Raw genomic sequence first — 22,428 nt, 5'->3', positions numbered from 1 at the left:
AGTTCACCTCATGTCTCTCATATGAACAAACCCTTTTCTTGACCCGCGGTCGTTATGGAGAGTATGCCCCGTACGGCCCGTGACCGATTCTGGGATTTGCTATGTGCGTTCTCACACGCAGTATTCGCAATGTTCGTCGCTGGAGTCTTGCTCCTCTTTCTCACCCTTCTATCAGTAGCAAACCTTGATCTTCTCTCCCGGGCAGCTGGTATCGTCGCCAGGGTTAACCTCGTTCTGAGTATAACGCTGCTACTCTCGTCCGGTTATGTGCTGTACCGTTGCCGAGACTGACGAGGGAGCATGCTGGAGTGAACTGGGATATCACAACCAGAATTCACCAAGACGGGACGATCTGAGAGGCGCTTGTAGGCCAAAGTCGACGGTGTCCCTTACTCCGGGGCCTGCAGTAGACCGCGTCGCGGCCACCACTCGCCAATCGTCATAATATACGCCAGCGGCTCATCGCTCTCAATTTCGCGACTGTCGGGTTCTTGATCTTCGGGGGTGACCCAGTTTTCCGTATTAATCCATGGAGTCAGCCACCGCTCCGTTAACGGAATCTTGGGAAGCTGACGATTCCACGTCCAAGCGAGTTGGAGTCCGAGCTCTTGAATACGTTCCTCATCGGTCGTCGATCCAAGTTCGGAGACCGCTTCCTCAACGTTGATCTCGCGGGTCTCGTCCTGGGAATCAGGCGGCCACGGGACCTCAACTGACTCGGGGAACCGGACTTGCTCGCGCTGGTAGGTCGCGCTGAACGGGAGACGGAGATTGAACCAGGCAGCGGTCTGTTCGGCTTCACCACCCCACCAGCCGGCACGCAAGTCGTAATCACCGTTCTGGTAACGCTCTTCGAACGTTCCTGGTTCGGTAATCTCCAGCTCTGATGCGAGGCCCGCTCGAGAAAGTTGACTGTTGACTGTCTCCGCCCATGTAGACATAATCCCCCAGGTTGGTCCGAGCACATTGACTCGGACTTGGTTACCGTCTCCGTCGACCCACTGGTCGCCGTCCATCTCGTAGCCGCCTGCTTCGAGTTCTTCCGCGGCGCTCTCTTCGTCGGTCGATTCCGGGCTGTACTGATCGAACGAGTCTACATAGTCCCCGGCGATGCTCTCAACCATTCCTAGCTCGCTGGCGAGGCCTGAAGGATACGGCGTTACGAAGTTGTCCGTAATATTATCGACGACGGCCTGACGGTTAATCAGGTACGCAACTGCACGCCGGACATGGGGGTCGCTGAGGTAGTCTGAATCGCAGTTGAGTTCGGCCGCGTATCCGCCGTTGTCCGGAACCATCACCCTCTTGATCGGCTCAGGGAGCTCTGCCCGGGTTTGTTCCGGCCAGTTCTGGAAGTGGTGGCCGGAAAGCTCGCCCGACATGATTGACTGGACGACCACGCTTTGCTCGAGGATGGTACGGTATTCTTGGTGAGCGAAATTGACGTTATCTGCCCATGGATATTCCTCCCACCGGTCATAGCGGATTCGTTCGGCACTCACGTCGCCGATCATGAACGGGCCGTTTCCGATCGCGTCCTCACTATCGGCGGAGATAGTCAAATTGAGTAGTTCTGATACGACCTCCTCTTGTTCGTCTCCTTCGGCGTCCTGCAGATCTTGAAGCCACTCCTCGTAGACGGAGTGTTTGGCATACAGCCGCTGTTCCGCGATAATGTCCTCCATGACTGGCGGTGCAACCGCGTCGATATCAAAAACCAGTGTCGAGTCATCTTGAACCTCCATTCCGTTGATGAAGTCCCAAATAACGTGGCCGACATACTGCTCAATGCGTAGCTGCGTCGCAACGTCTTGGGCGGTCACGGGGTCACCATTATGCCAGACGTGACCGTTGTCGATCTTCAGTGTGAGAGATTCGTTGTTGTCTTGCCATTCCATGTCCGAGACGATTGACCACTCGTAGAATGGCTCGTCAGTCTGGTGAATCGCTTTCCGCATGAAGCGGTCGTACATCGGGTTCCCGCCCCAATCCGTGGCCGCGTTATTGGAAGGGTTCCAGTAGTTTACGTTCCACTGTTGTGGCTCGATATTCGTCACGTCCTTCCAAGTCTGATCGACAACACCCTCTGCACCACCATTACCGCCGTTGCCACCATTGCCACCGTTACCACCGTTGCCACCATTGCCGCCGTTACCGCTGTTATTGTCGCCACCACCATTCCCACCATTGCCACTATTCCCGCCATTGCCACCATTGCCGCCGTTGCCCCCGCCTCCAACACATCCAGCAGTGAGTGTTGCTCCTGCAGCCGTTGTTGCAAGGAGGCTTCGCCTGGTTACACGAGTAGGGCTGTCAGTCTGATCCGGCATCGTACACCCATGAGAGATAATACCACATAAATATTGGGGCGTATGACAGGAATACGTTAACTTAGATAAACATTTTAAATACAAGTGAACTGCTTCAGGCAGGTATTCGTCGTCGAAACGTCGTTCTCGGTGAACGGGGGGACCGGTTCGAATTACCTGATTCGGGCGATTTATGCCAAGGGAAGAAAACCGATCATGACATGATGACACATAGTGGAGTGTGGAGAAGTGCACCAACCCGGTATGTACGTGTGATCACCACTCTGGTCGCCTGGAACTGGCATAACAAAGGGGTAGATCGGTAACGATGCGTGGGCTCTCGGTCTATCTTAACCCAACCTACGAGGAAGGAACGCTCATCGAGCAGGTCGAACGGGCTGCGTCCGCAGGTGCCGACGCGATAGAGTACCGCCCTTGGCACGGCGACGAACTTGAGAAGATCGCCGGTGCTTGTACGGACCATGGGCTCGATCTCGCCTATCTTTCGGGGAGCAAGACCCCACTCACAGATCCAGGCCGGACCGCAGAGGCGATCAAGGAAGGGAACCGCTCGGTCGAGCGTGCTGCGGCCGTCGGCTGTCCGACCATCAATCTCTCGCCGGGGCCCGCACAGGCGGGACTGGGTCGGGAGACCCAACTCGAGAATACTATCGAGGTCATCGAGGCAGTCGCGCCGACCGCCGAGGAGGCAGGCGTCACACTCGCCATAGAACCGTTGAACACTGCTGTTGACCACCCGGACGCCTTCTTGAGTTCCTCCTACGAGGGCTACGAGATCATACAGGAAGTCGGTAGCGACCACGTCAAACTCCTATTCGACATCTACCACCAGCAGATCACGGAGGGCAATATTACCGCCAACCTGACCGAACACGTCGACCTGATCGGTCACGTTCACGTTGCCGACGTCCCGGGTCGCCACGAGCCCGGGACCGGCGAACTGAACTACGAGAACGTCCTCACGGCGCTTGGAGAGGCTGGCTACGACGGCTACGTTGGCTGCGAGTTCACCCCATCGCCGGAGGCAGACCCCGACGACTGCGTCCGCCGAGTCGCTAACATGCTGAAACCAAATTAGGACATTCTGAGGAGTTGTACTCGCCGTAGACATGGACTGTTCTCATACAGTAACCCATCCTCAGGATTGCTACCGATTCAGAATGCATGAATGGGTGTCTCCTGGCACCGTTCATTCCCGCTCAAAGAGAACCTTGCCATCGGCGGATTTGATCTGAAGGCCGTCATCGATGAGAACCGGCGGCCGATCCCGGACGGAGTCCTCGAGCTCCGTAGCCCCGAGAACGGCCGTGACGAGCCAGGAGGTGCCCGACTCGTGTCTCCCTCGGAGAACCGGGACGGCCGTCCGGGGATGGAGGACGTTCGTGTTCGGGTCCTGGTCGATCACCTCGCCCTCGCGGTCCCCGGAGAGGTCACGAACCACGCTGTGGCCAGCTGGATATCGCACGACTGCGGCGACTTCCTCCTCGCGGCGTCCGGCGTCGGCCTCGCCGGGTCGAGCGACCGGGAATCCGCCCTCGACGCTGTGGAGCGGGCGGTCGGTCTCGAGGCGATGAACCCGGACGTGCCAGGGCGTCGCCGGGACGAGCCAGCTCTCGACGCTCACGTCCGGCCAGGGCTCCCATCGCGAGCGGGGGAGGCCGTCTTCGAGCCAGCCCTCGACGTTCTCGCGGACTCGGAGGTGTTCTCCGTCCTCGCCGAGCCCGAGCGTGCCGTCGATGCCCGCACTTGCGACTCCTCGCAGGTCGCTGCCGACGCCGAAGCCGAACGCCGTCGAGTACGCGAACTTGTCGTACTTGTGGGGATAATGGGTATCCGTGCCGGCGACCAGTGCCGTCACTTCGCCCTCCGCTCGGGTGACGACCATCGAGGGCGTCTCCATCGTCCGTTCGTGGTCGAGATCTCGGCCGAGCACTGATTCCTTCTTGTCGGCAGGCGAGAGGTCCGGCTCGGCCCGCCAGAACGGGTGGCTCTCTGGGAGGGTGAGTGGGAGAAACGCTTTCATCGCCCAGTAGGGCGAACTCGGAGAGTTGTAGATCTCGGTCGTCTTCAGCGTCGGGTAGCGGTAGCCAAGCGAGAGGACGCCTCTGTCGGTGAAAATCGGCTGGTCGAGCCACCACCGGAGGGTGCGCTCCCAGAGCCCGCGGATCTCGGCCCAGGGGAGGGGGTCACGGTCGGCGACGGCAAGACCGCCCCAGAAGGCGGCCTGGGCGAACCGGTAAGTCAGGCTCCGGCCGTAGGGCAGCGCCGAGCCGTCGTCGGCGAACCAGTGACGGAAGTCCTCGGCGAAGCGGTCCGCGCGATCGGAGAATCCCGCGAGTCGATCCTTGTTGGGGGCGTCCATGACTCCCCGTTCGCCGGCGAGGGTCGCGTACAACAACGCGTTCGTGTGGAGCTCCCAGGCCGCGTAGTAGTCACACGCGCCGTCGGGGCCGTCGACGTACCAGCCGTCCGCGCGCCCGAACGATTCGAGCCGGTCCAGATCGGTCTGGACGACGCTCCACTCGACTTCGACGCCGACCGATCGGAGCCCCGCAAGCGCGAGCACCCGGAACCACCGCCAGTTCGAATCGGGTATCTCGACGTCCTCGACCCCGCGGATCCAGTCCGTGATCCGGTCGCGATCGTCCGCAGAAAGGGGCTCCCACAGTTTGTCGCCGGCGAGCGCAAGCGCGACCCCGATCGGGGCGAGCTCGACGACCGCTTGGGAATAATCCGAAATCGGTTCCCAGTACTCGGAATGGGTGGGATCGGTCCCGTGACGCAGTCCCTCGCGATAGCGATCCCAGTGCTCGAACTCACCTCCGCCGGCGGCCAGCGGTGCAAGCCCCCATAGCGGCCGGGCGAAGCCCTCGAGTTCCGCCTCCCGATCGGGAAACGAGGCGCCGGTCTCGCCGGGGCGAACCCGGGCGCCGCCGGGGCTCGCGTGTGCTTCGAGTGGCGCGACGAGCCGGCGAACCAGCTCCTGGACATCGCTTCGTGTCCAGGGCATCTCGGGGTCGGTTTCGGGGATCGGGTTCATATGAGATGTCTGGAATCCTCGGTCGCGGCAGTCAGCTCGGCGAGACGGGTTCGCCGCGCTCGGCGGAGTCGTATATCGCCTCGATGATCGCGACGGACTTGCGAGCCTCGCTCGCGTCCAGCGGGTAGGGATCGTCACTCTCGAGGGAGGCGAGAAAGGCCTCGATGTTCCGGCGGTGGTCGGTGTAGTCGATGTCCATCGGATCGGCGGCGCCGCCGCTGGCCTCTCCCTCGCCGAAGCGCTCGCGGATCGTCTCGTCGTCCTCGCGTTCGTCGCGAAAGTGCCAGGTGACGAGTTCGTCCTCGAGCACCTCGGCGGTGCCGTCCCGGCCGGCAAGCTGGACCCGCCGGAGGGAGCCGGGATACATCGACGTCGCACCCAGGAGCTGGCCGAGCGTGCCGTCGCGGTAGCGGACGACGGCGACGGCGGTGTCCTCGACCTCGATCAGGTCCTCGTCGTGGGCCAGCCGGTCCGTATACGCGAAGACCTCGCTGACGGGGTTGTCCTCGCGGTCGGTGCCGATGGCGGTCCCGGCGAGCCACTGGACGGCGTCGATCGCGTGGATCGACTGGTTCATCATCGCGCCACCGCCATCCAGGTTTTCGGTGCCCTGCCAGGCGCCCTCGTAGTAGCCGTCGTCGCGCCACCAGGGGACGTAGGCGTTTGCGACCGAGAGGTTACCGAAGCGGCCCGCCTCCGCGGCGCCGTGAACCTCCCGAAAAATGTCGGTAAAGCGCTGTTGGAAGACCCCACCCAGCGCGACGCCGGCCTCCTCGCAGGCCGCAGCCATCCGGTCGATTCGCTCGGTCGTGATCTCGAGGGGCTTCTCACAGAGCACGTCGATCTCACGCTCGGCCGCCGCCAGCGTCGGGTCGAGATGAGCGCCGCTGGGCGTGCAGACGATCAAGACGTCGGACTCGGTCTCGTCGAGCATCGTCTCGGTGTCGGCAAACCAGGTACAGTCGTGTTCGTCGGCAAACGCCTGGCCGCGGGACTTGGTCCGACACGAACCCGCGACGAGGGTCGCCTCCTCGATGTCAGCGATCGAGAGGGCGTGCATTTCGGCGACGGCGCCGATCCCTGCGATCGCGATCCGGTGGTCGTCAGTCATACTTTTCTCAGGTGGCTTCGGTGCCAAATAGCTACCGACCGACTGGACTGCCGGTGACGAGCGATGTGACTTCTCCCCGCCCTACTTCGCGTTGACGCGCTCGTTGAGGAAGGGGAATTGGCGCCTGCGTTAAGGTTAACCCCCTCCGGGGTAAATTCCGGACCGGATGACACGTGTTACCGCAGCCGTGATCGGCACGGGACCAGAACCCGACAACATCGTCTGGGGCGAGAGCGCAGCGATGGCCTACCGCCACGGCGAAGCCTACCGCGAGATCGAAGGCTGTGAGTTGATCGCCTGTGCGGACATCGTCCGGGAGAACGCCGAGGCGTTCGCCGACGAGTTCGAGATCGACGACGGCCGGGTGTTCGAGGAGTTCGAGGAGATGCTCTTCGAGACCGAACCCGATATCGTCAGCGTCTGTACGCCCGTGCCGACTCACGCCGACCTAGTGGTCGGAGCCGCCGAGACCGAGGTACCGGGCGCGATCCACTGCGAGAAGCCGATGGCCGACACCTGGGAGGGATCAAAACGGATGGCCCGTGCCGCAGAGGAAAACGACGTCCAACTCACGTTCAACCACCAGCGTCGGTTCGACCCGACCTGGCAGGAGGCTTCCAGGCTCGTCTCCGACGGCGTGATCGGCGAGGTCGAGCGTGTCGAGATGGGAGGGAAGAACCTCTACGACTTCGGTTCGCACCTGATCGACCTCTGCAACCACTTCGTCGGCGAACGCGAGGCGGAGTGGGTGCTCGGCCAGGTCCACTACGACGAGGAGGACGTCCGCTACGGCGTCCACAACGAGAATCAGGGACTGGCGATGTGGTCGTATGGCGACGGCATCCACGGCCTGGCCTCGACGGGCTACGGCTCGGGCGCCGACGCCATCGGCGCCCACCACCGGATTCTCGGCACTGAGGGCGTCATCGAGGTCGCCCCCGACGATGGCGAGGCCGACGTTCGGTACAAGACCGACGCGGGCGAGGGCTGGGAGGAGATCGACACCGAAAGCGCCCCCGCGATCGAGCGCGCGATCTCCCACGCGATCGACTGTCTCGAATCGGGCGAGGAGCCAGTCATCTCCGCTGATCACGCGCTCCGGGCGACCGAGATCATCTTCGCGGCCTGGGCGTCCGCACGCCGTCGAGGGCGGATCGAGCTTCCCCTCGAGGAGGACGGCAATGCACTGACCGAAATGGTCAAAACAGGAGAGCTCGCGCCGGTCGCAAGCGAAGAGGACGACAACGAAAGCGGGGACGAGGAATAATGACCTCGATCCGGAACCACAATACAAATACGGGAGGGGTGTGAGCCCGACCCATGGCACGAACCGCGATCAACCTCTACAGCGTGCGCGAGCTCGACGAACCGATGCTCGACATCCTCGATCGGGTCGCCGACGCGGGCTACGACGGCGTCCAGTTCTCCGGCGGGCTCCGGGACGCGGACCCCGAGGATGTCGTCGAGAAGCTCGCCGAGACGGGCCTGGAGACGACCGGTGCCCACGTCGGCATCGACGACCTCGAGTCCGATCTCGCGGAGAGCTACGGCCTCTACGGCGACCGACTGGGATGTGCGAGCGCGGTCGTCCCCTATCTCGGGGATGAACACTTCGAGAGCGAGGCGGCCGTCGGCGACACCGCAGAACGGCTGAGTGAGCTCGCTGAGGAGGCCGCGGAGTACGACTGGCCGATCCACTACCACAACCACGCCCACGAGTTCGTCGATCTCGGCGGGGAGACTTCCTTCGAGCGGCTGGCCGACCTCGCTCCGGAGGTCGGGCTCGAGCTCGACGTCGGCTGGGCGCTCGTCGGGGGCGAGGATCCCGTGGAGCTGATCGAGCGCTACGGCGACCGGATCGATCTCCTGCACATGAAGGACATGGTCACCGACGAGGAACGGGGCTTCCGGGAGATCGGCGAGGGCGACGTCGACATGGCGGCGTGTGCGGAGGCTGCACGCGAGGTGGACGTCGAGTGGCTCATCTACGAACACGACGAGCCCGAGGACCCCGCAGCATCGATCGAGACCGGCGCAGAAGTTCTCCGGTCGATTTAATTTTTCGCTCACCTTTTCGCGTTGAAATAGGAGCGTAGTGAGCTGTGAGCGTTCGGGTTAGTGGATATCATAGTAGAGTTGACCGTGATCCTCGGGCATTCCAGGAAGCATGCCTGATTGTCACACTCTAACGGATCTTTACGACCATATGTATGTCACACCTTGGTTTTGTGAAAAGATAACCATCTATATGGACATATTGAATGTTAATGTGAATTTTGCTCGCGGATCCGTCACAGTAATGGCGAAAATACTAGAGATGTAGTCAATAGGTCGCTTCGATGGAAAGAAACGGCCGGATAAGCCGAAGCAAAATACAAGTAGGTGTATCTGCTATCCGAACTTGATGTCCATTCGGAGCAATCCATACGAGTGGCGTTCGGCCGGAAAGTGTGTTATACAATCCCACTCATTGGGTGAGCGTTTGAGTCATTGTGGAGGAATTATCGATGGCTAAGCGTCCAGCGTCGGTTGACGACTCCATCCTCGAACTATATGACACGAGCGTTACTTTCTCGATGGATCGTGGGACATCCCGGGTTCTCAATGACGTTACATTCGATATTCGCCAGGAAGAGATTCTAGGTGTCGTCGGCGAAAGCGGTTCCGGGAAGTCGATGTTTGCCTCTTCGCTGCTTGATGCAGTCGTGGAGCCGGGAGTCGTCAGCGGCGAAATCCTTTATCGAACAGACGCTGGCAAACGTGTCAACATGCTCGATTTGACCCATGAAGAACTTCGCCAGCTCCGATGGGAGGAGATATCGATGGTGTTCCAGGGCGCACAGAGTTCGTTCAATCCGACGATGCGAATCCGGGAGCACTTCGAACTCGTTCTGGAGGCTCACAACGCGCCCATCAACGAAGGAATCGAACATGCGCGTGAACTCATCTCCGACCTTTATATGGATCCTGACCGGGTGCTTGACTCGTACCCCCATGAGCTCTCGGGTGGGATGAAACAGCGCGCACTAATCACGTTGAGTCTGGTCCTCAAGCCGAACGTCTTGGTGATGGATGAGCCCACTGCCGCGTTGGATCTGTTGATGCAGCAGTCAATCCTCACCCTCCTGGAAGACCTTCAGGAGAAATATAACTTAACAATAATTTTCATCACCCATGACTTACCACTAGTTGCAGGACTCTCAGATCGGCTGGCAGTGATGTATGCCTTTGAATTCATCGAGTTCGGACCTGCCGACGATATCCTTCATAAGCCAACACATCCGTATACCCGGGCGCTGTTGCGCTCAGTGCCGAACCTTGACGCACCGCTTGAGGAGATGACGCCGATCGAAGGGAGCGCGCCGGATCCAGTTGACATTCCGAGCGGGTGTACGTACCACGAGCGGTGTCCCCTAGCGACTGAAATCTGTGAGACCGAGGATCCTCACTTCCACGCAGTATCAAATGAGCATGAGACCGCATGTTACCACTGGGAAGATTCGGAAGAAGAAATTCCCTTTGCAGACACGACTGAGTACGGTGAGCAGTCGTCTATCGAGGGATCACAGTCGGAAAATCCGGTCATCTCTCTCGACGACGTCGAAGTTCATTTTGAAGATGGCGGTGGCATTCTGAATCTCTTCGAAGAGCCAGATACCGTCTACGCGGTTGATGGGATCGACCTCGATATATATGACAATGATGTCGTAGCACTGGTCGGCGAGTCTGGCTGTGGGAAGACAACGCTCGGCAAAACCGCGATCGGCGTCCAGCGCCCCACTGGTGGATCTCTCAAGTACCGCGACCAGGACGTCTGGGACGCCCGAGACGGAAATGGTTCAGTCGATATTCCGTTCAAGGAGATCCGCCGATCTCTCCAGATCATTCACCAGGATCCAGGGAGTTCTCTCAACCCTAATCGCAAAGTGCTTACAACTCTCGAATCGCCGCTTAAACGTTGGAATAAGGATATGAGTATGGGGAATCGTCGAGAGCGGATCCACGCCCTCCTTAACATCGTCGGGATGAATCCGCCCGAAGATTACGCCCAGCGGTATCCTCACCAGCTCTCGGGAGGTGAGAAACAGCGGGTAGCACTCATTCGAGCGCTATTGATGAACCCTGATCTGATTCTTGCAGACGAGGCTGTCTCCGCGCTGGATGTCTCACTGCGGGTCGAGATGATGGATCTGATGCTCGAACTTCAGAACCTGTTTGACACCTCATACCTGTTTATCAGCCACGACCTTGCGAACGCCAGATACCTCGCAGGTAACGCCGGTGGGCGAATCGGGGTGATGTATCTCGGGCAGATTGTTGAGATCGGACCGGTTGAGGAAATCTTGCAGAATCCCCAGCACCCATACACGAAGGTGTTAATGTGGGCAACGGCGGACATAGATGATGAGAGCGATGGAGACGGAGAGGAGGCACCGATCCGCGGAATCGACATCCCTGATGCGAAAAATCCACCCTCGGGTTGTCGGTTCCACACAAGGTGTCCCGAAGCACGGGAAACCTGTATCAATCAAGACCCTGAACAGTTTGATACTGGACACGAGCACAAGACAGCCTGCTTCCGCGTCTGTGACGACGACCACCCGTACTGGGACAGTGAACCGATTGCTGGTGTATCGGAGGAACAATGATCGCAATCGTCGATAAGGAAGAACCCGGTGTATCGACGCTTCAGGACGCAATCGATGACCTTGAGCCTTCAGTTGCGAACTCATTGCCTGAACTCTCAACGATTCACTTACTCGCCTCACAGGCAGAGCATGGTAGCGTAGATCCTGAAATAAGAGAGGATATTCTCGGCATGATTCCAGAGCTGCTGGAACATGATCGGTCATCGGTACATCGGATCGCTGCGCTCACAGGAGTCCTCCTTGTAGATACGGAACCTGATACGGCGGACCGACTTCTCGACCAGCTGATACCGTTGCTTGAGAAGGCGGTCACAGAACGGCGGACGATAGAGACGATCGAATACCTCGCGACACCGGTACCCGATGCCGTCGGGCAGCGCCACTCGGTTATGATGGACCGGATCGGTCACCCTCGTGACGGTGTCTCTCGGCACGCTGCCGGGGCGCTCCTTGCCGTGGCAATGGAGTCGCCAGAACGGCTCGTCGGGATAGTTCCGCGAATGGTCCTCTATCTCACTGAGAAGTTCGACCCGGTCACGAGCAGCCCTCGAGAAACTCACGGGGGCAACCTTCAGTCGCTTGAACGCCACAGGCGACTGGAACACGAGAGCAGCCGACTGCTCGTCGCTCGAACGATCGCTGCCGTCACGGAAACCTGTCCCGACGGAGTTGCCGAGGCCATTATCGACTCGGGGACAGTCGAACAGCTTAGCACTCTATTCGATGACCAGCAGTCCACTGTTCGGGCGGCCGCAGTAGGAGTCGCCTCACACATCGCCGAGCAGGAGCCAGAGCTGTTCAAACCATCAATCTCACAGTTGTTCGAGTTGCTGAGTGATGAGAACGAGATTGTCCGTGGAGGGGCCATCTGGACACTCGGCGCTTTGGACCACCCGGAGACGACCGAGAGGCTCCGCGTCACTCGCGACAACGACCCTTCGGAAGAGTTGCAAGAACTAGCCGCGTCCGTCCTTGATCCCGATGCCGAACCGAAACTAACTTGAACAATGATAGAGACCAACACACATATCACGAGAGCATGAACATCAACTACTATCTAAAACGACTCGGTATGTCCGTGTTGACGGTCATCACCGTCATCACGTTCACGTTCGTTCTTATCCGGTATATGCCGGGAGGACCGATGGACTACATGGTCGCCGAGTTGCAACAACAGGGGCTTTCGTCAGCCCGGGCCAGGGAGCTTGCGGCGACGTACATAAGTGTCAATCCTAATCAACCAGTCCATATCGCGTATGCCGAGTACATGGCGAACATTCTCACTGGGGATCTGGGAATGTCGACATGGTACAGTCGGCCCGTCACCGCGATTATCCTTGAGGCTCTTCCGTGGACGGTTTTCATCATGTCTGTATCGTTAATACTCTCGTTCGTGCTCGGGATCCTAGCGGGCGCGCTTATGGCGTATCGAGAGGGAAGCCAACTCGACTCAAGTGCGACCATGGTCACAACCTTTCTGACCTCCGTTCCCTACTACCTAGCGGCTATAGCGTTATTGGTGTTTTTCGCGTACAGGCTTTCGTGGTTCCCAACGGGTGGCCGGTTTAACTCCGACCTTACCGTTGGCTGGAACCTTGAGTTCTTTCTGAGCGTCCTCTATCACGGTATACTGCCCATCGCGTCGTTCACACTGACGTCGTTCGGTGGCTGGGCACTCGGAATGCGCGGTAACAGCATTCAGGTACTCGGGGAAGACTACCTCCGGGTCGCACGGTTGGCGGGGATCTCCGAGCGCGACATCGTTGTCAAGTATGTGACCCCGAACGCCATTCTCCCGTTATACACGAACCTGATGATCGCGATTGGGTTCATATTCGGGGGATCGATCATTCTCGAACAGATCTTCAACTATCCTGGGCTGGGTTATTACATGTACGAATCGATCAATGCCCGGGACTACCCGCTGATGATGGGCGTGTTCCTCGTGATTACGCTCGCAGTGGTCACGTCAATCTTCATTGCGGACGTGACCTACAATATGATTGATCCACGGGCCGAAACGGGTGATTCACGTGAGACCTACTGAAAGACTCCAATTAGACGACGAGAATGTACAGCTTGAGGACCTCGACCTAGCGGAATCGGTCGACAGCGACGAGACGCGCTGGACACGGTATCGACGATTGTTCGACGAGTATGTCAGAGCGCCGTTTCTGATCCTGTGGAGTGACTGGCGCTCGCGAGCGGGGATGCTCATCATCCTGTTTTATCTCTTAATGGGGACCGTCGGAGTAATGCTGATCGAAGTCCCGTACTCGAATCAAGCAGACCTCTGGATCAGACCGTTCCAGAACATGCAGTATCCGCTGGGAACGACTCGGACGGGTCAGGATCTGCTCGGATTGATCGTCCACTCTACGCCCGCAATGTTAATCATGATCGGTGCAGGGTCGGTGTTTTCAACGATCATAGCCACCATCGTCGGGATCGCTGCTGGCTACAAGGGCGGTGCATTTGACAAGGCTTTGATGGTCGCGGCCGATACCATGATCGCCGTTCCAGGATTGGCATTGGTCATTGTGATTGCAGCGGTCATTGAACCGCGAAACCCTGCACTTGTCGGGATTATTCTCTCCAGTCACGTCTGGGCCGGTCTGGCACGTTCACTTCGGTCACAAGTGCTGACCCTCCGGGACGACCCCTATGTCGAGGCATCTCGAATTATGGGAATCTCAACGCCCGCGATTCTCATGAAGGATATCCTTCCAAATCTCATGCCATACATCTTGATCAATTTCGTCAATTCGGCGCGGAACGTGATCTTCAGCTCCGTTGGGCTGTATTTCCTCGGTGTACTTCCCTACACGAATCTCAACTGGGGCGTCGTGCTCAATAATGCGTACAACTCGACCGCACTTCACTCACTGGATTTGATGTACTACATCTTCATTCCGCTGATTACGATCGTGCTTATCTCGTTCGGTCTCATCCTTCTTTCGCAAGGATTCGACCGAATATTCAATCCACGCATCCGTGCGAAACATACCAAGACTGGGAGTACCGCTGCTGCTACCGAGGAGGATACTGGTAGTGATGTCAACGCGTCGGTGGGCCGGTAACTCCGAACTGGGTCGCCCTTCCCAGATCCTGAGCTAACTATTCGCTTTCTGCAGCAGGCCCCTTCGGGGTGAATTGCTAGTTAAAGACCCGCCGGTGAACCGATTCATGCGAGACGATCTCACTGGCAAGCGAGAGCAGTCGCTGCCGGCGGGCCTCGGCCGATCACTGAAGACCGCCAGATTGAGCGCCTTCAGACCGTTTTCGGTGCGTATATGCCAGAAAATCGTCTACCTCACCGCGGTCATACGTGTGGCATATCGAAACCTACAGGGACTCACCCGATTTTTCTCGATAGAATTTTTGGAGGAGGTAGAATGCCTGTTTCTTCCGTCCTCGCTGATCGAGGAGCCCCTTTCGGTTATACCCCCGTTGGTAGGGGTTTTGCCGAGATGGTGACCGAAAGTCGAACAGAATCCAGGGGCTCATTCCGGATATCTGTGCGTTGTCCGTGATCGCGTCGATTTGGCCCTGGTAGACGGCGGCTTGAAATTCCTCGGTCCATCGCTGATCCTCTGGACCGTAGTGTCCCCATTTGGCACCGGCCCCCACCTCGGAAATGATCACTGGGGCTCCGTCGGGGTGGCCTTGGAACACTGCCATGTCGTCCGTATTACCGTGGTACCACCCGTAATACTCGTTGATGCCGATGACGTCAAGCGAATCCGCGAGAGGATCCTGAATAATCAGACCGTCGTCGCTCTCGTCGACGAAGCATGCAGCGGTCACGAGTCTGCTGTCGTCCAACTCACGAACGAATTCTACCATCTCGGGCAATACGCGATTCCTGGTATCGTCCTCGTGGTCCGTCTCGTTAGCTATCGACCACAGCGCCACCGACGCACGGTTCCAGTCTCGCTGTATCAGCTCGCGCAGCTGCTGGCGGTACAGTTGCTGGACGTCGTTATCGCCGAAGTTGACATCCCAATAGGCCGGGACTTCTTCCCAGAGTAGGATTCCTTCCTCGTCGGCTTTGCGGCCCATCTCCCGGCTGTGTGGATAGTGTGCGAGCCTCGCGAAGTTGCAGTCAAGTTCGTTGAGCCACTGGAAGCGGGTGTCGATGTCGGTGTCATCCAGTGACCGTCCCTTCCCAGCAGCTTCTTCGTGGAGCGACACACCTCGCAGCCAGAGGGACTCCCCGTTGAGATGTATCTCCCCGTCGCGGATTGCGATGTCACGAAGTCCGATCCGGTCCTCGATCACGTCTAACCCGCACTCGAGTTCGATCTTGTACAGTCGGGGTGATGTCGGACACCAGAGCGTAACGGCATCTCTCGGCAAAGACAGTTCAGCTCTATACCGTTCGTCGCCGACTGGAGAGAGTTCTATCTCACGGTCTAATTCTGGAAAGCGAATCGATATCTGAGCTTCTGTCTGGGGGCCATCAATCCACGTGGAGACTTGAACACTGACTCGGTCGTTCGAGACCGTTGTCTCGATCTTGTAGTTCCGGATGAACGTCTCCGGTACAGAGATTAGTTCGACTGAACGCTGAATGCCACCGAAATTAAACCAGTCGGTCTGTTCGTTAGGAATCCCGTCCTCGCGACGCTCGTTGTCGGCTCGGGCAACGAGTAGATTCTCCCCCTCATCGAGGTAGTCGGTCACCTCAAAGACAAAAGGCGTGTAGCCACCTTCGTGATCCCCAAGGCATTCGCCGTTCAACCAGACTGTGGCCTCATAGTTGACCGAGTTGAACTTGAGGAATGTTCGGTCGTTGTCTCGGTGTCCCGACCAAGTAAACCGTCTTGTGTACCACATCCACCCCTCGTAGTGGTCGAATTCAGGCATCACCTCGCCCAAGCATGACGGTACCTGAATCGAGTATCCATCGTCGACGTCGAAGTTGAGCAGATCATTCTCCGGTGCCTGCGGGAGAGCGAGCGAGTTCGCGATGGGATGTTCCTCGAAGACTTTGTACTGATCTGGGATAGCTTCCCATTCACCGTCGAGCGAGGTTGTCTCTCGAGTATAATCGAACAAATGCATTACTGAGATATTTGTTCCCTCCCGTTTATAATAATTCTTGCCCCCAGAAGGGAGTATTAATTTTCTGATAAGCATGAGGAAATTCGATCCTCAGTGGAGCTGATGAAACCGACCCTTGCCGATCTGATATTGAGTCCGCTGAATGACGACCTTTTGGAAGAATTAGAGCCGGTATCACTCGTCAGTGAGCTCCGAGACGCGATGGTAGGCCTCCTTTGGACGGCGATACTCATCTACGATTCCCTTGTTGTTCTTCGTTTTCGGCCGGCCTTCCCATTTTCGGGGATCAGTCCGGGTATCACAGTACTGCCAGATCGTGTATCCGGCAACGTACTCCGTGTCCTCGAACGTTTCAATCGCGTCCTCGAGGAATGCCGCTTGGAACCCCTCGCTCCACTTCTGATCGTCGCGAGTCCGTTCGCCATAGACCGCGCCGGCGCCGAACTCTGAGACGACGATCGGCTTCTCCGGATAGTCCTCACGGACGCCGGCGAGTATGTTTGCGTACTTGCCCTCGCTGTACCAGCCAGGATATCCGTTCGCACAGACGAAATCGACGTGCTTGAGACAGAGATCGTCACCATCCCCATTAGGATGGTAGTTATTGGAGGCAAGCGTGACCGGTCGGTCGTCTAAGTCTCTCACGACATCCACCAGTTCCTCGGTCGCTTCGGCTACCCCTGCTTCGTCGTTGGCGCACTCGTTCGTGACGCTCCAGGCGAGAATCGAGGGATGTGAGCGGTCGCGACCGATCATCTCCGTGAGCATCGTCTTTCCACGATCAAGCACTCCATCGCGTCCGAACCGTTCGGCGTTGAACTGCCAGTAGGGGATTTCCTCGATTACGAGGATCCCCCGCTCGTCACAGCAGTCGAGAAATCGGGGGTGGTTCGGATAATGAGAAGTGCGGACCGTATTCAGCCCCGCGGCTTCGATGACGTCGAGATCGAGTTCCTGCAAACGGAGCGGCTGAGCGTGGCCCCACTCGGGATGATCCTCGTGGCGGTTGACCCCCCGGAGGTCAACCGGGTTCCCGTTAACGATTAAATCCGTGTCGGTCACCTCAACCGTCCGGAAGCCAATCCGCTCGCAGTACTCGTCGAGATGGTCGCCCTCCCCAGTCGTAGCGGCGACTTTGTAGAGGGTCGGCTCGGTGGGCGACCACCGCGATACAGCGAGCGAAAGATCGAGGTCAACGCTTGTCACCCCCTCATCGAGGGTGACGACCCGTTCTGTCAGGGTATCCCCGATCTCGACGGCGACACACTCCTCGGTCGAATCGCCTTCGTTTCGCACCGTGACAGTTGCAGTCACGTCAGCATGATCTTCATCAAGTGAGTAGTTAATGTCGAGATCGTTGACGAACACATTCGGGACCGATTCGATGATGACTTCACGAGTAATCCCGCCATAGGGATACCAGTCCGTTCCCGGACGCGGGATCGATCGTTCGTCCCGGCTATTGTCGGCTCTGACTACGAGTTCGTGCTCGCCAGCGGCGAGATCCGTAATCTCCTCGAACGGCGTGTACCCACCGTAGTGGTCTGCAATCCGCTCTCCATCGAGCCAGACCGTCGCGTCGTGACAGACGCCCTGAAACACGATTCGAGTCAGGCCTGGATCTGGCATCGCGAACCGGCGGCGGTACCAGACCGGGCTTTCATGATCGTCGTACTTCGTTGAGGCGTTCCATGCTGCCGGAACGTCAATCTGGTCGGTGTCATCGGGAAACGAGTTGTAGTATGCAGCATTGATCCCTTCGTCGTCGGAATCGACAACGAAATCCCAATGCCCGTCCAGAGTACGCCGCCGTCTCGTCGTTGACGTCTCAAAGCTCCGATGCATGCTAGTCAGTCAAGCGTTCAGTTGAAAACCGTTGTGGCAGCGGCAGAACCACGTGTTCAGAGTATGGACTCACGCTCGTGGATAAGGATCGTTGGTCAGTTCGCAGCGGTAGCTGAAAGTCGTAGCGGGCAAGGGTAGCGCGTCCACGCCCCCCGACGAGTCATAATTCCACACAAGACGTTCGTCTTCGAGCGTCATGGCGTGAACCTGTAGCACAGGTCCGATGGCGTGACGACGTCTCGTTCCCTTACACCGTATCTCGGAGCGTTTCGACTTCGCTGTCGCATCTATCGAAAACAGGGGCAAGAACCATTCAAAACTGTGCTCCAACCCACCAACAATCTACGCTACAAGAGCGTCCTTTTTCAAACAAAGGCGAAGGAATCGAATTGGCGTTCGGCCTAGTTGAGTTAGCGACCGATAACGAACTGACTTTCAGGCGACCGTAACAGACTCTCCCACTCCATTCACTTCTAATATTATTATACTACATTATTTGTCCAAAACTGGAGAAGGTACTATTAAGAGTGTGCACACAAATATCCTCTTATGAATAATAATGGGAATGGTCCCGATTCACCTTCAAAAAATCGAATTAGCGCCGTCGAACGCGCATTTGAAATCATTAACGTACTCAGAAACGAGGGGCCATACACTGCTACCGATCTCTCGGACCACCTTGACATCCCGAAAAGCACAGCATACATCTATCTAAGGACGCTTCAGGATTTAGGGTACGTCATCAACGAGAAAGGAACCTATCGGCTGAGTTTGCGATTCCTTGAACTCGGTGGGGATATTCGGCGAGAAATGGACATATATAACGTAGCTCGAGGAGAGATCGATGAATTATCTCACAAAACAGGCGAAATCGGGACCATCGGGTATGAAGAAAATGGGCAGAGAGTATTGCTTTATATCTCAGAACCTCATGATGCTGTCGCAGATAACGCTACTACTGGTGAATACACCGAAATGCATTGGACAGCAGTGGGGAAGGCATTATTATCCCAGCGATCAGACGACGAAATCCGCGCTATCGTTGAGGAATCGGGCCTACCCAAAGGAACTGAACACACAATCACCGATATTGAGGAACTTCTCCAAGAAATAGATACGATTCGTTCTCAAGGGTACTCACTAGAAGATGAGGAGCGAACGAGCGGGGTCCGAGCTCTCTCTATTCCGATCGAGAGTGGCGAACAACTGAGAAATATAGCCATCTCTATTGCAGGGCCCAAACATCGATTCAGTGACGATAGAGTGCAAGATGAATTACTACCCGAACTGCGGAACACGGCAAACGTCATCGAACTTCAGTACAAGCATTACTGACGGCCACTTGGTACAGCTACCCTTAGAGATTACACCCATAGGGTTGTAATTTCGTGGTATACTGGCGCTATTCATCCGCCTTGCAATATAGTTAGAGAGGAACAGCCGTTAGATCGACCCCTCAAAATTAGCGGCAATCAACGTTCAATAATCTAAATACCGTTTGAACCACGTCTGAATAAGAAGATTGGTGAAGGATTTTCGGCTGATATAGGTTGAAAGATTCACTGCATAGCAGTTCTCGATCTCCTGAATGACCACCTGCTCCATGCAGATGTGGTCATTGAGATATCACCTTAATTTCTTCTCATCATTGGAGGTGCTCACTACTGAAGGTCTCTATGTATCGACCAACAATGTTAGTCTGGGCTGAGGAGCTTGCCCCCGTTTTACGGGCGTGTCATGGAAGCGGAAAGCCCATCCTCATGTGCGATCCGTCAGGTGAGCAGTAGAGTAGGGTAGTTCCCACTTATTTCTTGGTCTCCGAAAGTCAGAAGCCATCATCTTCATCGCGATGCTATCTCGACCTATATCGGGGAAAGAGAATCCATCCAGCGTAACGCGATGGATTGACATTCGCAACGTTCGGTCCGCTTATCAATAGCCAACAGCGAATCGTTCTACGGCTGATTCGTCAATTTCGACACCAAGCCCCGGTTCGGTCGGAACTGATAGCGTTCCACCGGACGGATCAAGCGGATCCGTGAGCAGCTCGTCTCGGAGGGGGTTTTCACTGCGATCGAACTCGAAAAGGGTCGGTTCATTAGCCAGGTCCGCTCGTTGAGGATAGTCTGGTACCGTTGCAGTGAACTGGAGTGCCGCTGCAACGCCGACTGCGCTGTTCCAGACATGAGGCCGTACTTTAACATTGTTCGTCGTCGCGACCTGTGCGATGTACTCAGCCTGAGCGAACCCGCCACAGCGGCCGAGGTTCGGCTGGACCACGTCGATCGCTCCGCTCCGAATCAGGTCTGTGAACTCGAACCGACCGAAATGCGCCTCACCTGCAGCTAACGACACATCGATTTTTTGGCCGAGTTCCCGGTATCCCTCCGTGTCTTCTGGAGGGAGGGGTTCCTCAACCCATGTGATGTCGAACTCGCTGATAGCCCGGATCGATTCAAGCGCCCCTGAAACGGTGTAGTTCCCGTTGTAGTCGACCATGAGCGGAGCGTCGTCGCCCAGTATTTCGCGAGCAATCCGGACCCGTTCACGATCATCTTCGACGGAACGACCGATTTTGATTTTCGCTGCGGTGAATTCCTCCTCGACAGCCTCCTGCATCGGAGAAGCTGGATCTTGATCCCACTCGGTGATATACATCGTTGAGGCGTACGGTGTGACAGATGATCTCGATCGACCACCAAGGAGTTCGTGAATTGGTTTCCCTAAGAGCTTTCCTCGGAGATCCCAGAGCGCAACTTCGATTCCCGTGAGGGCAGACTGGACAAACGGACCCCGTCCGAAATGGTACCCACCGATCGTTCCGGTGTACACGTCATCAGCGAGAGATTCGGCATCCCACGGAGTCAATCCGATGACAGCCTTAGCAAACTCTTCGTCTATCAGTTGTGCCACCGTTCGCGGCGGTGCGAACGCTTCTCCCCATCCTACTGTTCCATCATCTGAAACGAGCTTAATTAGTGTCGCGGTTCGTGTCTCCGTTACGCCGCGGGTCCCACCGAAAGCGCTACCAGGACTTAGTGAGTGCTCTAGCGGAATCGCTCTCACGGATTCGACTTCCATACCGGTTCTTCTCCTACCTAGACAAAATACTTTTCTCTTTGAAGAATATAATAATCATCTGAAATCCAAGGATACTGGTTAGCTCGAGTGACTGGCACTAATGGGATGAACTCCTGATAAGTCTCGTCTCGATCTATCATCAAGTTCACTTGGCGGCAAATTAGAAGGCGAAGCCGGTGTTCAATTACGCTTGTGCGGTCCTCGAGGGCGGCAACTAGCTCGGCTCCGATCCGGGTGTCGGAAAACCTCGAGATGAGCGCGAGACCGAGATCGAGCCGGCGACCGCGCCGTCGGTGAAGATCGGGACGGCGACTGCCCGGATGTTCTCCCGGCGCTCCTCGTCCTCGATCGCGTAGCCGCTCTCCCGGATCGACTCGAGCTCGGCGAACAGTTCCTCGCGGTCGGTGATCGTCCGCTCGGTCGCCTCCGGCAGGCCGTGGTCGTCGACGATTCCGTGGACGCGCTCCTCGGGGAGGTGGGCGAGGATCGCCTTCCCCAGCGAGGTCCAGTGCATGCGGGTGAACTCGCCCGTCGGCGCCTTGTCGTAGACCGCGTTCTCCCCCTCGACCTTGTCGAGGAGGACCCGCTCGCCGCCCTCCTCGATCCCGAGGCTCGCGACCTCGCCGGTCGCCTCCGCGAGCGAAGCGAGTTCGGGGCCGGCGACCTCGTAGATCTCGAACTCGCGGCGCAGGTGAGCGCCGTGACAGAGAAACCGGAGGCTCAGCCGGTACCGGCCGTCCGCCGTCGCCAGATACCCCGCCTCCGCCATCGTCTTGAGGTAGATGTGGGCCGTGCTCGTGGGCATCTCGAGGCCGTCGGCGAGTTCCGTCGGCGTCGTCCACCCCTCCTCCGCGAGTCGTCCAACGATCATGAACGTTGTCTCGACTGATGCCAGCGATTGACCCGTCTTACCGCCCATAGAACGGCTATTTCTCGACGATACTTAGAACTGACTGCACGGATCGGTCCAGGACACACGATTCGCTCGCGATGGGGAGCGAATGGAGCGCGAATCCGTCAAGACGTCTATCCAACCATACTGGATTACTTCTGAGCGGTGTTGAACGCCGGAGCCATAGCTTTATGATCGACAGGCGGACAGTACCGGTATGGGATTTATCGACGACGACTACCTGCTCGAGACCGAGGCCGCACGGAGCCTCTACGGGGAGATCGCCGACCTCCCGATCGTGGATCCCCACACCCACGCCGACGTCCGCGAGATCGTCGACGACGACGGCTGGGACGACATCTGGGAAATCGAGGGCGCGACTGACCACTACGTCTGGGCGCTGATGCGCAACC

The 22,428-nt window shown here is 57.5% G+C and carries 16 protein-coding genes; 9 read left to right on the top strand and 7 right to left on the bottom strand.

What is annotated here, in order from left to right:
• Window positions 1–389 precede the first annotated feature (389 nt).
• Window positions 390–2,330, bottom strand: a complete 1,941-nt coding sequence (locus DVH23_RS21000) for an ABC transporter substrate-binding protein (protein ID WP_157972545.1) — start codon at window positions 2,328–2,330, stop codon at window positions 390–392.
• A gap of 307 nt (window positions 2,331–2,637) precedes the next feature.
• Here DVH23_RS21000 and DVH23_RS20990 point away from each other — a divergent pair, with 307 nt between their 5' ends.
• A complete protein-coding gene (locus DVH23_RS20990) occupies window positions 2,638–3,408 on the top strand; it encodes a hydroxypyruvate isomerase family protein (RefSeq protein WP_114579329.1) in 771 nt (256 codons plus the stop codon).
• Between the two features lie 111 nt (window positions 3,409–3,519).
• Here the strand turns inward: DVH23_RS20990 and DVH23_RS20985 are convergent, their stop codons facing one another.
• Together DVH23_RS20985 and DVH23_RS20980 are read right to left on the bottom strand one after the other, a co-directional pair.
• A complete protein-coding gene (locus tag DVH23_RS20985; protein WP_114579328.1) occupies window positions 3,520–5,370 on the bottom strand; it encodes a DUF2264 domain-containing protein in 1,851 nt (616 codons plus the stop codon).
• 31 nt (window positions 5,371–5,401) lie between these two features.
• Window positions 5,402–6,481: a Gfo/Idh/MocA family protein gene (locus tag DVH23_RS20980; RefSeq protein ID WP_114579327.1), complete on the bottom strand. Its 1,080-nt coding sequence runs from the start codon at window positions 6,479–6,481 to the stop codon at window positions 5,402–5,404.
• A 166-nt stretch (window positions 6,482–6,647) separates the two neighbouring features.
• Between DVH23_RS20980 and DVH23_RS20975 the strand changes: the two genes are divergently transcribed.
• From DVH23_RS20975 to DVH23_RS20950, 6 genes are all read left to right on the top strand, one after another.
• On the top strand, window positions 6,648–7,748 hold the full coding sequence (locus DVH23_RS20975; protein WP_114579326.1) for a Gfo/Idh/MocA family protein: 1,101 nt from the start codon (window positions 6,648–6,650) through the stop codon (window positions 7,746–7,748).
• Window positions 7,749–7,801: 53 nt separating this feature from the next.
• Complete coding sequence (locus tag DVH23_RS20970; RefSeq protein ID WP_114579325.1) at window positions 7,802–8,539, top strand: sugar phosphate isomerase/epimerase; 738 nt, start codon at window positions 7,802–7,804, stop codon at window positions 8,537–8,539.
• A 449-nt stretch (window positions 8,540–8,988) separates the two neighbouring features.
• On the top strand, window positions 8,989–11,130 hold the full coding sequence (locus tag DVH23_RS20965; RefSeq protein ID WP_114579324.1) for an ABC transporter ATP-binding protein: 2,142 nt from the start codon (window positions 8,989–8,991) through the stop codon (window positions 11,128–11,130).
• Window positions 11,127–12,134 (top strand): HEAT repeat domain-containing protein, encoded by a 1,008-nt coding sequence (locus tag DVH23_RS20960; RefSeq protein WP_114579323.1) that lies wholly within the window; start codon window positions 11,127–11,129, stop codon window positions 12,132–12,134. The genes DVH23_RS20965 and DVH23_RS20960 overlap by 4 nt, the downstream gene beginning before the upstream one ends.
• A gap of 35 nt (window positions 12,135–12,169) precedes the next feature.
• Window positions 12,170–13,177: an ABC transporter permease gene (locus DVH23_RS20955; protein ID WP_198668042.1), complete on the top strand. Its 1,008-nt coding sequence runs from the start codon at window positions 12,170–12,172 to the stop codon at window positions 13,175–13,177.
• Entirely contained in the window at window positions 13,164–14,210 is a 1,047-nt protein-coding gene (locus tag DVH23_RS20950; protein WP_114579322.1) for an ABC transporter permease, read from the top strand. The genes DVH23_RS20955 and DVH23_RS20950 overlap by 14 nt, the downstream gene beginning before the upstream one ends.
• 265 nt (window positions 14,211–14,475) lie before the next feature.
• Here the strand turns inward: DVH23_RS20950 and DVH23_RS20945 are convergent, their stop codons facing one another.
• Both DVH23_RS20945 and DVH23_RS20940 read right to left on the bottom strand, forming a co-directional pair.
• Entirely contained in the window at window positions 14,476–16,197 is a 1,722-nt protein-coding gene (locus DVH23_RS20945; protein ID WP_114579321.1) for a glycoside hydrolase family 2 protein, read from the bottom strand.
• Window positions 16,198–16,371: 174 nt separating this feature from the next.
• Complete coding sequence (locus tag DVH23_RS20940; protein WP_114579320.1) at window positions 16,372–18,042, bottom strand: glycoside hydrolase family 2 protein; 1,671 nt, start codon at window positions 18,040–18,042, stop codon at window positions 16,372–16,374.
• 549 nt (window positions 18,043–18,591) lie between these two features.
• On the opposite strand from DVH23_RS20940, the gene DVH23_RS20935 reads away from it, so the two are divergent.
• Window positions 18,592–19,377: an IclR family transcriptional regulator gene (locus DVH23_RS20935; RefSeq protein WP_114579319.1), complete on the top strand. Its 786-nt coding sequence runs from the start codon at window positions 18,592–18,594 to the stop codon at window positions 19,375–19,377.
• 597 nt (window positions 19,378–19,974) lie between these two features.
• On the opposite strand, the gene DVH23_RS20930 is transcribed toward DVH23_RS20935, so the two are convergent.
• Both DVH23_RS20930 and DVH23_RS20925 read right to left on the bottom strand, forming a co-directional pair.
• Window positions 19,975–21,123, bottom strand: a complete 1,149-nt coding sequence (locus DVH23_RS20930) for a mandelate racemase/muconate lactonizing enzyme family protein (RefSeq protein ID WP_114579318.1) — start codon at window positions 21,121–21,123, stop codon at window positions 19,975–19,977.
• A 214-nt stretch (window positions 21,124–21,337) separates the two neighbouring features.
• Window positions 21,338–21,994: an IclR family transcriptional regulator gene (locus DVH23_RS20925; RefSeq protein ID WP_232833870.1), complete on the bottom strand. Its 657-nt coding sequence runs from the start codon at window positions 21,992–21,994 to the stop codon at window positions 21,338–21,340.
• A 238-nt stretch (window positions 21,995–22,232) separates the two neighbouring features.
• Here DVH23_RS20925 and DVH23_RS20920 point away from each other — a divergent pair.
• Window positions 22,233–22,428, top strand: a 196-nt coding sequence (locus DVH23_RS20920; protein WP_198667821.1) for a glucuronate isomerase, incomplete at its 3' end; no start/stop codon positions are given.

This window comes from Saliphagus sp. LR7, assembly GCF_003344565.1.
Classification (GTDB): domain Archaea; phylum Halobacteriota; class Halobacteria; order Halobacteriales; family Natrialbaceae; genus Saliphagus; species Saliphagus infecundisoli.
This window is presented reverse-complemented; position numbering and strand designations above follow the sequence as displayed.